The organism is Gordonia sp. JH63, from assembly GCF_009856645.1.
In the GTDB taxonomy this organism is placed as follows: domain Bacteria; phylum Actinomycetota; class Actinomycetes; order Mycobacteriales; family Mycobacteriaceae; genus Gordonia; species Gordonia hongkongensis.
In genome coordinates, this window is record NZ_CP047235.1 from 2,827,376 (window position 1) to 2,841,931 (window position 14,556).

Sequence of the window (14,556 nt, forward strand, 5' to 3'; positions counted from 1 at the left end):
TTCAAGGGTCTGTTTCCTTACCCAGTGCTGGCTGTGGGGCGGGTGTCGTGCAGCGCGTGGGTGGTGCTGGTCTGCGGGCGTAGGTCCAGGCGGCGCAGGAGCTGGGCGTTGAGAGCCACGACCACCGTGGACGCCGACATCAGGATGGCACCGACCGACATGGGCAGCACGAATCCGATCGGGGCGAGGATCCCGGCAGCCAGTGGCACCGAGATCAGGTTGTATCCCGCTGCCCACCACAGGTTTTGCTTCATCTTGCGGTAGCTGGCCTTGGACAGTTCGATCACCGAGAGCACCGAACGCGGGTCATCGCTGGCGAGGATGACTCCGGCCGAGGCGATCGCGACGTCGGTGCCCGCGCCGATGGCGATGCCGACGTCGGCTTGAGCGAGTGCGGGGGCATCGTTGACGCCGTCGCCGACCATGGCGACTTTGCGGCCCTCGCGCTGCAACTCGGCGACCTTGTCGGCTTTGTCCTCAGGGCGCACCCCGGCAAAGACCCGGTCGATACCGAGCTCTGCGGCGACGCTGTGCGCGACCGCTTCGGCATCACCGGTGATCATCACTACCGCCACGCCCACTTGGTGCAGGGCGTCGACGGCTTGGCGGGACTCCGCACGTACTTCGTCGGCGAGTTTGATCGCGCCGACGACCTCGTCGTCACGCACGACGTGCAAGATGATGGCCCCGTCGGCGCGCCACTGCTCGGCGATGGCGAGTTCGTGCCGGCGGTGCTCCTCGAGCATGCGCGGCCCGCCGACCCGCACGACCGTCCCTTCGACATGGGCGCTGACCCCGACCGCGGGTGAGGAGGTGAACTCGGTGGCCGAGGGGATCTGCAGGGCCCGGTCTCGGGCGGCGGCGACAATCGCCCGGGCCAGGGGGTGTTCGCTGTCCGCTTCGGCGGCGGCAGCGGCGGCCAGCACGTCCTCGGCGTCGCTACCAGGGGCGGGCTCGACGGCGATCACAGTCGGTTCCCCCTTGGTGAGGGTTCCGGTCTTGTCGAACAGCACTGCGTCCACGGTGCGCATAGCTTCCAGGGCGAGGCGGTCTTTGATCAGCACTCCCCCGCGGGCAGCGCGTTCGGTGGCGATGGCGACCACCAGCGGTATGGCCAGCCCGAGTGCGTGCGGGCAGGCGATGACCAGCACGGTGATCGTGCGGATGACCGCGTCATCGGGTTGACCGATCACCGTCCACACGATCGCGGTGATGACCGCAGCGGTCAGTGCGAACCAAAACAGCAGCGCGGCCGCGGAATCGGCGAGGCGTTGCGCACGTGACGACGAATTCTGGGCGTCGGTGACCAGCCGCTGGATACCGGCCAACGCAGTGTTCTCACCGGTCGCGGTGACTTGCACGCGTAGACCGGAATCGGTGGCCACCGTTCCGGCGACGACCGGATCACCTACGCCACGGCGGACGGTGCGCGATTCACCGGTCACCATCGATTCGTCGACCTCGGCGGTTCCGTCGATGACGCGGCCGTCGGCGGGAACGCTGGCACCAGGGCGCACGATCACCACATCCCCGACCTGCAACTGCGCCGGGGCCACAATGCTGATCTGTTCACCGTCGACGCGTTCGGCCTCATCGGGCAGCAGTGCCGCCAACGAGTCCAGCGCCGAGGTCGTCTGGGCCAGCGACCGCATCTCGATCCAGTGCCCGAGCAGCATGATGACGATCAGCAGGGCCAGTTCCCACCAGAAGTCCAGTTCATGGTGCACAACCTCGAGACTGGCTCCCCACGAGGCGACGAAGGCCACCGTGATCGCCAGAGCGATCAGCAACATCATGCCCGGTGTGCGCGAGCGTAATTCACTTACGGCCCCCGACAGGAACGGACGCCCGCCCCAGGCGAACATCACCGTGCCCAGTACCGGGGAAATCCATTGGACCACTCCGGTATCGGGCAGCTGATAGCCGATGAGCATGGCAAACATCGGTGAGAACGCGACGACCGGCACTGCGAGGACGAGCATGATCCAGAACAACTGCCGGAACTGGCCCACATGGTCACCATGCCCGCCGTGCCCGTGACCGCCGTGACCGGCATGACCACTGTGACTGTCGTGACCGGCGTGGTCGTCGGAACCGTGATGGCGTTGTCCGGCAGAGGAATCGGGGTGGTGATGTCCGGTGTGATCGAGCACCGCCTCGTGGTGCTCAACCTGGCCGTGGTGGTGCTGATCGGCGGCCGTGTGACCGGCGTGTTCAGCAGAGGTGTGCTCGTTCATGACGCCACCTTATACCCCTGGGGGGTATGTGTCGAGGGTGTGTGGGAGGTGCGGTTGTCGTCACCGGGTGTGGTGCGTGAGGTGAAGGCACGAAGCCGCAGGCTGTTGCTGACGACGAACACGCTGGAGAAGGCCATCGCGGCGCCGGCGAGCATGGGGTTGAGCAACCCGAGTGCGGCGAGGGGGATGGCGGCGACGTTGTAGGCGAAGGCCCAGAACAGGTTGGTCTTGATCGTCGCCAGCGTCTTGCGGGCCAGGGCGATCGCGTCCGCGGCGGCGTTGAGGTCGCCACGGACCAGGGTGATGTCGGCGGCTTGCATGGCCACGTCGGTGCCGGTGCCCATGGCCAGGCCGAGGTCGGCCGAGGCCAGCGCTGCGGCGTCGTTGACCCCGTCGCCGACCATGGCCACGACTTTGCCGTCGTTCTGCAGTGCGGTGACGGCCTGGACTTTGTCGGCGGGTAGGACTTCGGCGATCACGGTGGAGATGCCGACCTCGCGTGCGACGTGTTCGGCGGCCTTCTGGTTGTCACCGGTGAGTAGGACCGGAGTCAACCCCATGGCCTGCAGTCGGGCGACGGCTGCGGCGCTGGTGGGTTTGATGGCGTCGGCGACGACCAGCACCGCACGGATCTGTCCGTCCCAGGCCACCATCACTGCGGTTTGTCCTGCGGCTTGCGCGGATTCGCGGGCAGTTGTCAGATCGGGATCGTCCAGCGACAGTCCCCAGTCGGCGAGCAGGCTGTCGCGTCCGACGAGGACTGCATGGCCCTCGACGGTGCCCTGCACTCCCATACCTTCGATGTTGGTGAATTCCTCGACCTCGGCCAGGGCGCCGAGCTCGGTGCGTGCCGCGTCGGCGATGGCGGTGGCGATGGGATGCTCGGAGGCGTCTTCGAGCGCACCGGCGAGGGCGAGTACTTCGCGGTCGGACGTGTTGGCATCGGTGTGCACGTGCAGCAACGTCATCTGACCGGTCGTGACGGTGCCGGTCTTGTCCAGGACCACGGTGTCGATCGTGCGGGTGGTCTCCAAGACTTCCGGTCCCTTGATGAGGATGCCGAGCTGGGCTCCCCGTCCGGTACCGACCAGCAGGGCGGTCGGAGTGGCCAATCCCAGCGCGCAGGGGCAGGCGATGATCAGCACGGCCACCGCAGCAGTGAACGCTGCCTCGATGGGATAACCCGCCCCGATCCAGGCGCCCAGGACCGCGACAGCGATGGCGATGACCACGGGCACGAAGATGCTCGAGATGCGGTCGGCCAGCCGCTGGGCATGGGCCTTGCCGGACTGGGCGTGTTCGACCATGGTGGCCATCTGGGCTAGCTGGGTATCGGCACCGATGCGGGTGGCGCGTATGCGCAGCCGCCCGCCGGCGTTGACCGTTGCCCCGGTGACGGTATCGCCCGGACCGACTTCGACCGGCAGCGATTCGCCGGTGAGCATGCTGGCGTCGATCGCCGAGGTGCCCGACACGATCTCACCGTCGGTGGCGATCTTTTCTCCCGGCCGCACGATGAACTCCTCGCCGACCGACAACTCGTTGATCGGGATCCGTTGTTCGTGGCCGTCTTTGATGACGGCGACCTCTTTGGCGCCGAGTTCCAGCAGCGCCCGCAGCGCTGCACCGGCCTGCCGTTTGGAGCGTTTCTCGAAGTAGCGGCCCGCGAGTACGAACATGGTGACCCCGGCGGCCACCTCAAGGTAGATGTTGCCCGCTCCGTCGGAGGGCGCCACGGTAAAACTGAAGCCATGGGTCATCCCGGGTGTGCCGGCGGTACCGAAGAACAGGGCGTACAACGACCACAGCAACGCCGCACCGGTACCCACTGAGATCAGGGTGTCCATGGTGGCGGTGCCGTGACGCAGGTTCACCCAGGCCGCGCGGTGAAACGGCCACGCCGCCCACACGATGACCGGGGCGGCCAGGGTCAACGAGGCCCACTGCCAATAGGTGAACTGCAGCGCCGGGATCATCGCCATCGCGATGACCGGTACCGACAGCACCACCGCGCCGATCAGACGAGTGCGTAATGCCTGCAGCTCGGGGTCGCTGGCGGCCTCATCGGTCGCCGCTGCGCTCGCATCGTGATCGGTCTGCGCCGACGGCGGAAGCGTGGCCTGGTAGCCGGCGTTCTCGATCTCGGTGATCAGCAGCTGCGGATCCAGATCACCCGAGGTGGTGATACGCGCCTTCTCGGTGGCGTAATTGACTGTGGCACTGACACCGTCGAGCTTGTTGAGTTTGCGCTCGATACGCATCGCGCACGACGCGCACGTCATTCCGCTGACGGCGAGTTCGATGTCTGACCCGGCCGAGCGGGACGGGGAGGTGGTGGTCATGAGGACTCCAAGACGTGGGTTGAGCCGGCGGGATGGATGACGGGCGGTCAGTGCCCGGCGTGCTCAGGCGGGACCGACGCAGACGACGCCGGAGACGACGAGGATGTCGCGCTTGCTCGAACACGCTCTGCAGCGGTGTCGACGACGAATGTCGCGGTGTGTACCTGTCCGTCGACCTGGAAGTCGAGATAGAGCAGGTAGCGGCCCGGTGTCGGTGCGTTCGTCGCGAACCTCACCTGCGGCCCGGACAACTGCCCTGGCGTGGGTGTCGAGCCTTCGGGATGCACGTGCAGGTAGGCCAGGTCGCCATCGCGCAACGCCACCAGATGCCCGAAGGCACCCAGATACGGCTGCAAGGTGGTGACCGGCTGACCGTTGCGACTCACGGTCGCAGTCAGCTCTGAGTCGGTGCCGGCGTGCAGCTCACCGGTCAGCTCGACCTGGAACCCGGCCACCTCCGACCGCCGCGACTCACCGGCTGGTGGGCGGGGTTGATAGTCGCCACCCACCTCGAGAGTGCGTGTCAGCGTCAGGGTTTCACCGGTCGCTGCCGGAACGAAATCGGCATACACCCGGTAGGTGCCGGCCGTCTGCCACTGCCATGGAATCGACCACCGCCCAGCAGCATCCACCGTGGGGTGCACGTGGCGGAATGCGGTGCCGTCAGACCGGACCACGATCAGGTGCAGTTGTTTGTCGTGTTCCACCGTGTAGTCGGTGACCGCCGAACCGGCGGGGTCGGTGATCGAAAACGTCAACACGCCCGCCTGGCCGGTCTGCGCGGGCGCTGCGAGTCCGGAGAGCAGATAACCCCCCGACCCGACGGTGACCCCGCGCACACCCGGCGTCGCGGCGGCAGACGAGGCCGGTGCGCTCTGGTGTCCGGCGTGCGCCGGTGAGTCCGACCCAGTAGCGCCTGACCGGTCCGGGGCCACCGCGGCTGCCACGGTGTAGGCGGCCACGAAGACCACCGCCAGCGCACCAGCGAAAAGGCCCAGCTTAGAAGGGACGTTCATTGTCATGTTCCTGTCTGTCAGGAGATCGCCCAGCGACGCTGCGCTGCCGAGGAGAGCCGGGCCACCACCGGGGCGGCCCGGCCCGCGACCTCACTCAGCGAGTTGATAACCGGCTTCTTGCACCGCGCTGCGGATAGCGTCACGCTCCAGCGGAGCGGAGCTGTCGATGGTGACCTGGCCGCTGGCCACGTCCACGGCGACATTGGTTACACCGTCGAGGGTGCTGATCTCTTCGCGTACCGACGAGGCGCAATGTCCGCAGGTCATCCCGGTGACAGTGACGGTAGACGTACTCATAGCGATGCTGCCCTTCCCTTCTGGCGATACCCCGGACGGCCGTATCCCGACCCCACCCGCGGCAGTGACAACTGAGCCACTCCCACCTTGGTACCATACCCCCCTAGGGTAATCAACGTCCGACGCTGGTCCGACACTGATCTCGAAGGCGGACCAGCGTCGCGGCGCACCCGGGGGAGCGGACAGACCGGGGATGAGGAGTGGGCGCCCGAACCGATCCTGCGAAAAATTAGGTAGGGGCCCGCGCGGACGCGGCCCCGCAGCGAACCGAGGCGGTGGCAAGCAAGCCGAGAATCAGCCGCGACTACCAGTTCTTCAGTCCGTGCGCCGTAATTACTATGCGCAGTAGTAGCATGTAGGTGGTGGGTGATATGAAGCCGTCGACGGAGGCGACCGCACCGTCAACTCCGCACGGCGTAGCCGTACCCCGGTTGATGGCTGCACTGCTGGTCGGTGGGCTAATTGTGGCGCTGGTGATCTACGCCTGGATCTCCGGCGCCGCTCGCTACGTCGAGAGTGCGGATCCATATCCTGGGGTGGGCACAGCTGTGGCCGATGTGGTGGGCAATTTTGCTGGCTTTGCATTAGCTGCGGTGATGCTCGGGGGACTGGTCTCGATGGTGCTCACGGCCGTGCCTGACTCGCAGAGTTACATCGACGCTGCGGTCTATCCAGTGTTTCGCCGCGTCCGTCGCGCCGCGGGGTGCTCCGTGGTTGTTGCGCTATTCATGGCTTTCACCGCGGCCGCGGACACCACCGGTGTGTCCGTGGGCGCGATGGTCTCGAGCGGCAAGGTCGGTTACGCGTTCAGTGTGAGTTTGCCGGCGCTGGCGTGGCTGGTGGTGGCGACAGCGGGTGTCGTGGTGCTGATCGGTTCGGTGTCGCTGCGGTGGTCGATGCAGGTGGCGCTGGTGGTTCCCGCGGCGGTTTGTGTGCTCGCCCTGCCCGTGGTCGGCAATGCCGCGCAGGGACCTGACCACGATTACACGACCGGCGCGGTCATTGTCTTCGCGGTGAGTTTGGCGTTGTCGGTGGGGCTGCGGTGGGCTGATCGGTACCGGGTTCGTGGTCTGGGGTCGGCGACCATCGACGAGGCGGCCGACCGGCGTGTTGGCTATGTCGTCCTGGGCGCCGATATGTCGGCACTGGCGGGCGCGGTGGCTGTGACGCTGCTGCTGCGGACTCCCGATGTGTGGTCGTCGGCGTTCGGTCGCGCCACGGGGCTGTTGGTGGCTGTACTGACGGTGCTGGTGGTTGCCGACCTTGTGCGCCTGCGCCGGGGCGTGTCGACGTCGGCAACTTCTGTCCTTGCCGCGTCGACCGCACTGGTGGCCGTGGCCTGCTGGGCGGTGATGGACACCAGGGTCGCACCCGGGTTGATTGCCCACCCATTCACGGCCTGGGATGTCTACCTGGGCTATTCCCTTCCTGGCCCGCCCGATGTCGGATCACTGGTCTCGCTGTGGCGAGTTGATCTCGTCGTGGGTGTGGCGGCGGTGGTGGGTGTCGTGAGCTATCTCGTCGCCGCCCGGCGGGAGCGGGCAAGTGGACACCGGTGGCCGATCCGGCGAACGGTGTCGTGGGTCGCGGGGTGCGCTGTGGTGGTGGTGTCCACCAGCTCTGGGCTGAAGGCCTACGGCAACGCGTTGTTCAGCGTGCACATGGCCGAACACACGGGTTTGACCATGATCGCACCCATCCTGCTGGTGGGTGGTGCACCGATCACCTTGCTGTTGAGGGTGCTGCCGACGACCGGAACCACCGGTGGCGCGGCGTGCCGGCGGGCGCTGCTGATCGTGCTCAGCTCGCGGGGCCTGCAGCTGCTGCTCAATCCGATTGCCGCGTTCGCGTTGTTCGTGGGCTCGTCGTATCTGGTGTACTTCACACCGGTGTTCGACGTCCTCGTCCGCTACCACTGGGGGCACGTCGTGATGAGCGTGCTGTTCCTGGCCACCGGCTACCTGTTCTTCTGGGTGACTGTGGGGATCGATCCTGGACCCAAACAGTTACCGTTTCTGGCGCGGCTTGGTCTGCTGTTCGCCGTTATGCCTTTTCACGCCTTCTTTGGTATCGCGCTGATGACCTCCACCACGGTGATCGGGGAGTCCTTCTACAGCCAGTTGCAGCTGCCGTGGAATCCCGATCTCGCGCGCACACAATGGGTGGGCGGTGTGGTGGCTGCGGTCATCAGCGAGATTCCGATGGTGCTGGTTTGCCTGGTGCTGTTGGCGCAGTGGGTGCGAGCCGAACGCCGACCCGATCGGTCCGAATCCGCCGACATCGATGCCGGCACCTCCCACACCGTCGCTGCGATGGTCTCGCAGTTGGCCCAGCCCCAGCCTCTGTCACCCTCAGCGGTCTATACGCGCGAAGTTCTGCAAACGCAGGCTGTTGGAGACGACGAAAAACGATGACAACGCCATTGCGGCCCCGGCGATCAGAGGATTGAGCAATCCAGCGGCAGCCAGCGGCAGCGCGGCGAGGTTGTAGCCGAACGCCCATGCCAGATTGGTGCGCATCGTGCGTCGCGTGGCCGAGGCGAGTTGCAGCGCCAGAGCGACGGTGGTGAGGTCATCGCGCACTAACACGATGTCGGCGGCGCCGATAGCAACATCGGTACCGCGTCCGATCGCAATGCCCAGATCAGCCGATGCGAGTGCGGGCCCGTCGTTGATGCCGTCGCCGACCATCGCCACACCGGCGCCACTACTGCGCACGTTGTCGATGATGGCCACCTTCTCGGCCGGGAGCACCCCGGCGATCACGTCGTCGATGCCGACGTGCTCCGCGGTGCGCTGCGCTGCGCCGGCGTTGTCACCGGTGACCAGGAACGTGCGAATTCCCATGCGGTGCAACTCATCGACCGCCTGGCGGGCAGAGGGTTTGATGCCATCGCGAATGTCGATCAGGCCCCGGACTGCATCATCGGCTGCGACATAGACTGCGGTGCCCCCAGAGCGCTCGATGTCAGCGCGCCGCGCGTCGATCACGGCGGGCACCACGGCGCTACGGGCGATCCATGCCGGGGAACCCACCTGCACCGTCACACCGTCGATCACCCCTCGCACGCCGCTACCAACGTCGGTGACCACCTCGTCGACCGGTGCGGCAAGCGACTGCGGACCGGCCGCGGCAGCGATAGCGGTGGCGATGGGGTGGCTGGTGTGCTGCTCGAGTGTCGCCGCCCAGCCCAGGATCAGCTCGGCACTGTCGTCGTCGACGGTGTACACGCCGGTGACGTGTGGCTGCCCGTTGGTGAGGGTGCCGGTCTTGTCGAAGACCACCACATCGATCGTCCCGGACAGTTCCAACGCGGCGTGTCCCTTGAGGAAGATGCCCAGTTGGGCGCCTCGCCCGGTAGCGATCACCAGCGCCATGGGCATGGCCAGGCCCAGCGCGCACGGACAGGCGATGACCAGCACGGCCACCGCGGCACTCACGGCGTGCTCCCATGACGCCCCGGTGAGCGACCAACCCACGACAGTGGCTGCGGCTAGGGCGATGACACACGGAACGAAGATCGCGGCGATACGGTCGGCGACGCGTTGAGCGCGAGCCTTGGCTGTCTGCGCGCTGTCGACGAGCGCGATCATCTCGGCCAGGCGGGTGTCCTCACCGACTGCGGTGACTTCGACGCGTAGTCGCCCGTCGAGGCACGTCGTGCCCCCGACGGCGGTGGAGCGTTGCTCGGCTGACACCTGAACCGGCGTCGTCTCACCGGTCATGGCGCTGAGGTCCACAGTGGCGGCGCCCTCGATCACCTGCCCATCTGATGGAATGGTCTCTCCCGGCAGCACGATGAGTCGTTGCCCCACTTTGAGTTCCGCGAGGGGTATGAGCATGGTCGTGTCCCCTGCGCACTCGACTCGGGCGTCGGTGGCACGCAGGGCGGCCAGCGCTGTCAGTGCTTGAACGGCCTGTGTCCGGGCACGCGCCTCGTAGTAGCGTCCTGCCAGCACGAAGACGGTGACACCGGCGGCAACTTCGAGGTAGATGGAGTCACTGGAGAAGATTGCTGACCACACCCCCTGGCCTGCGGTCGAGGTCGCCTCGGCCGAGAACATCGAGTACACCGACAGTGCGGTCGCGGCCAGCACTCCCAGCGAGACGAGGGTGTCCATCGTGGCCACGCCGGTCCGCAACGTGCGCACCGCGGTGCGGTAGAAGGGCCACGCGCAGTAGGTCACGACCGGCGCGGCAAGCGCCACCAACACTGCTTGCCAGCCGGGGAAACGAAGGTCGGGGACGACAGCAAGCAGAACGGAGAGGTTGGCCAGGGGCACGAACAGGGCTAGCGCGACGATCAGCCGGGTGAACAGTGCCTTGGCAGTCGCTGAGTCTTCGTTGACGGCAGGGGCCTGCTCGGACAGTTCCGCAGCCGCATACCCTGCTGTGTGCACGGCGTCGATAGCATCGGCGATGTGTGCGTGGGTATCGAGTTCCACGGTGGCTCGCCGAGTGGCGTAGTTGACCGAGGCGCGCACGCCGTCGAGTTTGTTGAGTTTGCGTTCCACCCGAGCTGCGCACGCACCGCAGGTCATTCCGCTCACATCGAGTTGGATGCGGCGTGTCGGGTGCGTGTCGTCAACGAGGTCGGTCACGGGTGGGCGCTTTCAGTAGGCGGTGAGGGCGCGGCACCGCAGGAGATGCGAGAGCCCCCGGTGGGGCAGTGGCAGCAGGGCTGAGGCAACCAGGCTTCGGCTACTAAGCAGGGTAGTTTGTTCTAGACTGGCAGCAAATACGAGGCAATCAGGCAGGCGACGGTGACTCAGTTGGGTTCGTTGGAACGCGCGGTGATGGACGTGCTGTGGGGCGCTTCGGCGGCGATGAGTGTGCACGACATCGTCGATGCGCTGGCCGACCGCGACTTGGCGTACACGACGGTGTTGACCGTGGTCACCAATCTGCACAAGAAGGGCTTCGCCGGTCGCGAGAAGATCAGCCGCGCCTATCGGTACTTCCCGTTGCAGTCGCGGGAGGAGGCGACGTCGCAGACACTGCGGCAGGTGCTCGACGCCAGCGGCGATTCGACGGCGGTCTTGATGCACTTCGCCCGGATGGTCACTCCCGAGGAGCGCGCGGTCCTCAGCGAACACCTGTCCCGGACGCGGACGGATCGTCCGAGGAAGCGCTGAGAGTGTGAGCGTCGCATTGGCCCACCTGGTGGGCGCGGCCGTGCTGGGCGTGTTGGGTCCCTACGTTCTCGACCGACTGCCCCAACGATGGTCACCGCGGGTACTGATCACCGCATGGGTCAGCAGTATCGCCACGGCGGTAGGATTGTTGTTTCTATCGGCGCTGTCGGCGTTGTGGCCGGACCCGCCGCCGGCCGAACGCTTCGTTGACACCCTGGCTCGGTGCGCGGGAGCTGTCCTGCACGCGGTGCGCGACGATTTCAGCCAGGTGTACGGCATTGCCGTCGCCGTGGTGCTGACCGCCGTGGTAGCTCGCACCGCGATGTCGTGCGCTCGTCACACCCGCGATGTGCATCGCGTGCACCGTCTTCATCGCGACGTCGTTGCTGTGGTGGGCAGTACCGAACCCGACACCCCCGACGTGCTCTGGATCGATCACCCCCGCCCCATGGCGTACTGCGTCGGTGGTCGCAGTGGCTTCGTCGTGGCAACAAGTGCGCTGCGCACAGACGTGCCTGCCGAGGCGCGGGCCGCAGTACTAGCGCACGAGTTCGCCCATCTGAGGTCCCGGCACGACCGCGTTCTGGCGGTCTGCGATGTGATGGCACGTGCTCTGCCCTTTGTGCCGCTGTTTCGCCGGGCGCCGGCGGCAGTCGCGACCTTGATCGAAGCAGATGCCGACATGTCGGCTGCTCGGGTCACCAGCACAGCTGCCGTGCGCAGCGCACTCGCGCATGTGACCAGTCAGGGCGTAGGCCCCGAGACCCCCATGCCACGCTCGACGCGCTACCGATTGCTGATGCTCGAGAACGGCGCGATCGAGCCAACGAAGTCGACCTACGCTGCGGCGAGCGTGCTGCCCCTTCTGGGTGCTGCGCTGTGTACGGCTGCGGCACTTCCGGTGTTGTCAGTTCTCGTACATGGACTCACCGCGTAAGTCCCCGTCACGCCATATTCGCTCGACAGGCGCTGCTGCTGCTCGACACCCACGAGCGTCGCGTCAGTCTGCGCCACCGAGCGGCGGCCGTTGACCGGTGCTCGTCTCAGCGTGTCGATCGCACCCCGCGCGTGCCTTCGCTAGAGATACACCCAAGCCGGTCGTGTTATCGCGGCACCCTGCGTGATCGGTACATAGTGCATGGCGCGGTGCTGCGCAGCGCCACCTGGGCCCTAGGCCGAGGACCGTTACCCCTGGTGCACCAGCTGATGGTGGTCTCGGTCAGGCCCGGTGATCTTGGGAAGCCCTGGTGGCTGCGGGTCTCGCCGCCGCGGCGGTGCGACGGGTTTCTCTGCCGCCGGGGATGGTGGTGAGTTTCTTCGCCTACGGTCGCACCGCACGGCCTCGTGCTGGCCGCATCGCGCGGGCCGCGACCGCGGCCGCACCGCGGGCCACACACGTTGCCGCGGTCGCCGCGATCAGCCACAGCAGCAGGGGAGTGCCCTGAGCGAGGACAGAACCTGCGAGCAGGGTCAGTGCGAATGTCATCACGGCGGTGTAGCCGACTGCGAGGATGGCGAACCATCGAGGAACGGTCAGCGGGCGGCGCGATCGCGGGACGGCGGCCTGGTCGAGGGCAGGGAAGGGGGAGTTGTTCACGGTCGGCTCTCCGGGTCGGGATCTGTAGATGCTTCATGGTCTCCGGTGGTCAGCGGCGCACGGCGGACTTCTTCTGCGGTCTCGCTGGGTTCACCGTGCCGTGTGCCGACGTGAGCTTCGGCGCGCATCCGCTCCACCATGTGCGGGTAGTGCAGTTCAAACGCTGGACGCTCCGACCGGATGCGGGGGAGTTCGGTGAAGTTGTGGCGCGGCGGTGGGCAACTGGTGGCCCATTCCAGGGAGTTGCCGAAGCCCCATGGATCGTCGACGGTGACGACCTCGCCGTAGCGGTAGCTGCGGAAGACGTTCCACAGGAACGGCAAGGTCGAGATGCCGAGGACGAACGCGCCGGCGGTGGAGATGATGTTGAGCGTGGTGAAGCCGTCTGAGGGCAGGTAGTCGGCGTACCGGCGGGGCATGCCTTCTGCTCCGAGCCAGTGTTGCACCAAGAAGGTGAGGTGGAAGCCGATGAACGTCAGCCAGAAATGGATCTTGCCCAGGCGTTCGTCGAGCAGACGTCCGGTCATCTTCGGGAACCAGAAGTAGATGCCGGCGTAGGTGGCGAACACGATGGTGCCGAAGAGGACGTAGTGGAAGTGGGCCACCACAAAGTAGCTGTCGGAGAGTTGAAAGTCGATGGGTGGGCTGGCCAGGAGCACACCGGTGAGTCCGCCGAAGAGGAAGGTGACCATGAAGCCGACCGAGAACAACATCGGTGTCTCGAACGTCATGTGGCCCCGCCACATTGTGCCGATCCAGTTGAAAAACTTTACGCCCGTCGGCACCGCGATCAGGAACGTCATGAAGGAGAAGAACGGCAACAGCACGGCGCCGGTGACATACATATGGTGTGCCCACACCGCGACCGATAGGGCGGCGATGGCGAGGGTGGCGTAGACCAGTCCTGAGTACCCGAACAACGGTTTACGGCTGAAGACCGGGAAAATCTCGGAGACGATGCCGAAGAACGGCAGCGCGATGATGTAGACCTCGGGGTGGCCGAAGAACCAGAACATGTGCTGCCAGAGAATGGCGCCGCCGTTGGACGGATCGAACAGATTCGCGCCGAATTGACGGTCGACTTCGGCGCCGAGCAGTGCCGCGGTGAGCAGCGGGAACACCAGCAAGATCAGGACACTGGTGACCAGGATGTTCCACGTGAAGATCGGCATGCGAAACATCGTCATTCCCGGTGCGCGCAGACAGATGACCGTGGTGACCATATTGACCGCGCCCAGGATGGTGCCCAAGCCGGACACTGTCAGTCCGAGAAACCACATGTCCGAGCCGACGCCGGGTGAGTGAATGGCATCGCTGAGCGGGGTGTAGGCGGTCCAGCCGAAGTCGGCGGCACCACCGGGGGTGATGAAGCCGGCGATCGCGATGGTCGAGCCGAAGACGAACAGCCAGAAGCCGAGGGCGTTGAGCCGCGGGAAGGCGACGTCGGGAGCGCCGATCTGCAGGGGCAGTACGAAGTTGGCGAAGCCGATCACGATGGGGGTGGCATACATCAGCAGCATGATCGTGCCGTGCATGGTGAACAGCTGGTTGTACTGCTCGGTCGAGAGGAACTGCATGCCCGGCGTCGTGAGCTCGCCGCGCATCAGCAGCGCCATCAGGCCGCCGATGAGGAAGAACGCGAAGCACACGACGATGTACATCATGCCGATCAACTTGTGATCGGTCGTGGTCAGCAGCTTGTAGATGAATGACCCTCTGGACTTGCGCCGCTCGGGGTAGGGCCGCGTAGCGACCACCTCGGGTGGGCGCGGGGACACCGCGGTCATCAGGCCTCCATCTGAGTCGGACAAACGGTGGCCCTGATCGAGCAACACGCGCATCCTGCGTGCGACTTCCCGGGCCGTAACTACGGACTGTAGTCGATTAACTACTAGGTAGCATAGTTGGGCCCGGAATCCCGAATCTCGGGCG

The 14,556-nt window shown here is 66.1% G+C and carries 10 protein-coding genes; 3 read left to right on the forward strand and 7 right to left on the reverse strand.

All coding sequences use genetic code 11. The features are described from left to right. Nucleotides 1-17 precede the first annotated feature (17 nt). The 4 genes from GR168_RS12695 to GR168_RS12710 form a co-directional block, all read right to left on the reverse strand. A complete protein-coding gene (locus tag GR168_RS12695) occupies nucleotides 18-2,237 on the reverse strand; it encodes a heavy metal translocating P-type ATPase (RefSeq protein WP_035755504.1) in 2,220 nt (739 codons plus the stop codon). Next, nucleotides 2,234-4,579 carry a heavy metal translocating P-type ATPase gene (locus tag GR168_RS12700; protein ID WP_035755513.1) on the reverse strand — a complete coding sequence of 782 codons (2,346 nt, stop codon included), beginning with the start codon at nucleotides 4,577-4,579 and terminating at the stop codon, nucleotides 2,234-2,236. Before GR168_RS12700 ends, GR168_RS12695 begins: the two co-directional genes overlap by 4 nt. 47 nt (nucleotides 4,580-4,626) lie before the next feature. After that, nucleotides 4,627-5,595 (reverse strand): hypothetical protein, encoded by a 969-nt coding sequence (locus tag GR168_RS12705; protein WP_035755515.1) that lies wholly within the window; start codon nucleotides 5,593-5,595, stop codon nucleotides 4,627-4,629. 90 nt (nucleotides 5,596-5,685) lie between these two features. After that, entirely contained in the window at nucleotides 5,686-5,892 is a 207-nt protein-coding gene (locus GR168_RS12710) for a heavy-metal-associated domain-containing protein (RefSeq protein ID WP_035755517.1), read from the reverse strand. Nucleotides 5,893-6,326: 434 nt separating this feature from the next. On the opposite strand from GR168_RS12710, the gene GR168_RS12715 reads away from it, so the two are divergent. After that, nucleotides 6,327-8,306: a cytochrome c oxidase assembly protein gene (locus GR168_RS12715; RefSeq protein ID WP_238994893.1), complete on the forward strand. Its 1,980-nt coding sequence runs from the start codon at nucleotides 6,327-6,329 to the stop codon at nucleotides 8,304-8,306. On the opposite strand, the gene GR168_RS12720 is transcribed toward GR168_RS12715, so the two are convergent. Then, nucleotides 8,244-10,493: a heavy metal translocating P-type ATPase gene (locus GR168_RS12720; RefSeq protein WP_127963960.1), complete on the reverse strand. Its 2,250-nt coding sequence runs from the start codon at nucleotides 10,491-10,493 to the stop codon at nucleotides 8,244-8,246. The two genes, GR168_RS12715 and GR168_RS12720, sit on opposite strands and share 63 nt — an antisense overlap. A 162-nt stretch (nucleotides 10,494-10,655) precedes the next feature. Between GR168_RS12720 and GR168_RS12725 the strand changes: the two genes are divergently transcribed. Beyond that, nucleotides 10,656-11,027 (forward strand): BlaI/MecI/CopY family transcriptional regulator, encoded by a 372-nt coding sequence (locus GR168_RS12725; RefSeq protein WP_005199796.1) that lies wholly within the window; start codon nucleotides 10,656-10,658, stop codon nucleotides 11,025-11,027. Nucleotides 11,028-11,031: 4 nt separating this feature from the next. Continuing rightward, nucleotides 11,032-11,964, forward strand: coding sequence for a M56 family metallopeptidase (locus GR168_RS12730; protein ID WP_127963958.1), 933 nt, complete (start codon nucleotides 11,032-11,034; stop codon nucleotides 11,962-11,964). Between the two features lie 384 nt (nucleotides 11,965-12,348). Here GR168_RS12730 and GR168_RS12735 read toward each other — a convergent pair whose 3' ends face one another. Together GR168_RS12735 and ctaD are read right to left on the reverse strand one after the other, a co-directional pair. Further along, a complete protein-coding gene (locus tag GR168_RS12735; protein WP_159370892.1) occupies nucleotides 12,349-12,624 on the reverse strand; it encodes a hypothetical protein in 276 nt (91 codons plus the stop codon). Next, nucleotides 12,621-14,411: a cytochrome c oxidase subunit I gene (gene ctaD / locus GR168_RS12740; protein ID WP_055476897.1), complete on the reverse strand. Its 1,791-nt coding sequence runs from the start codon at nucleotides 14,409-14,411 to the stop codon at nucleotides 12,621-12,623. Before ctaD ends, GR168_RS12735 begins: the two co-directional genes overlap by 4 nt. Nucleotides 14,412-14,556 lie beyond the last annotated feature (145 nt).

Coding starts and splice junctions, on each gene's coding strand:
- GR168_RS12705 (WP_035755515.1), bottom strand. CDS start 5,595: ATGAACGTCCCTTCTAAGCTGGGCCTTTTCGCTGGTGCGCTGGCGGTG.
- GR168_RS12695 (WP_035755504.1), bottom strand. CDS start 2,237: ATGAACGAGCACACCTCTGCTGAACACGCCGGTCACACGGCCGCCGAT.
- GR168_RS12710 (WP_035755517.1), bottom strand. CDS start 5,892: ATGAGTACGTCTACCGTCACTGTCACCGGGATGACCTGCGGACATTGC.
- GR168_RS12715 (WP_238994893.1), top strand. CDS start 6,327: ATGGCTGCACTGCTGGTCGGTGGGCTAATTGTGGCGCTGGTGATCTAC.
- ctaD (WP_055476897.1), bottom strand. CDS start 14,411: ATGACCGCGGTGTCCCCGCGCCCACCCGAGGTGGTCGCTACGCGGCCC.
- GR168_RS12700 (WP_035755513.1), bottom strand. CDS start 4,579: ATGACCACCACCTCCCCGTCCCGCTCGGCCGGGTCAGACATCGAACTC.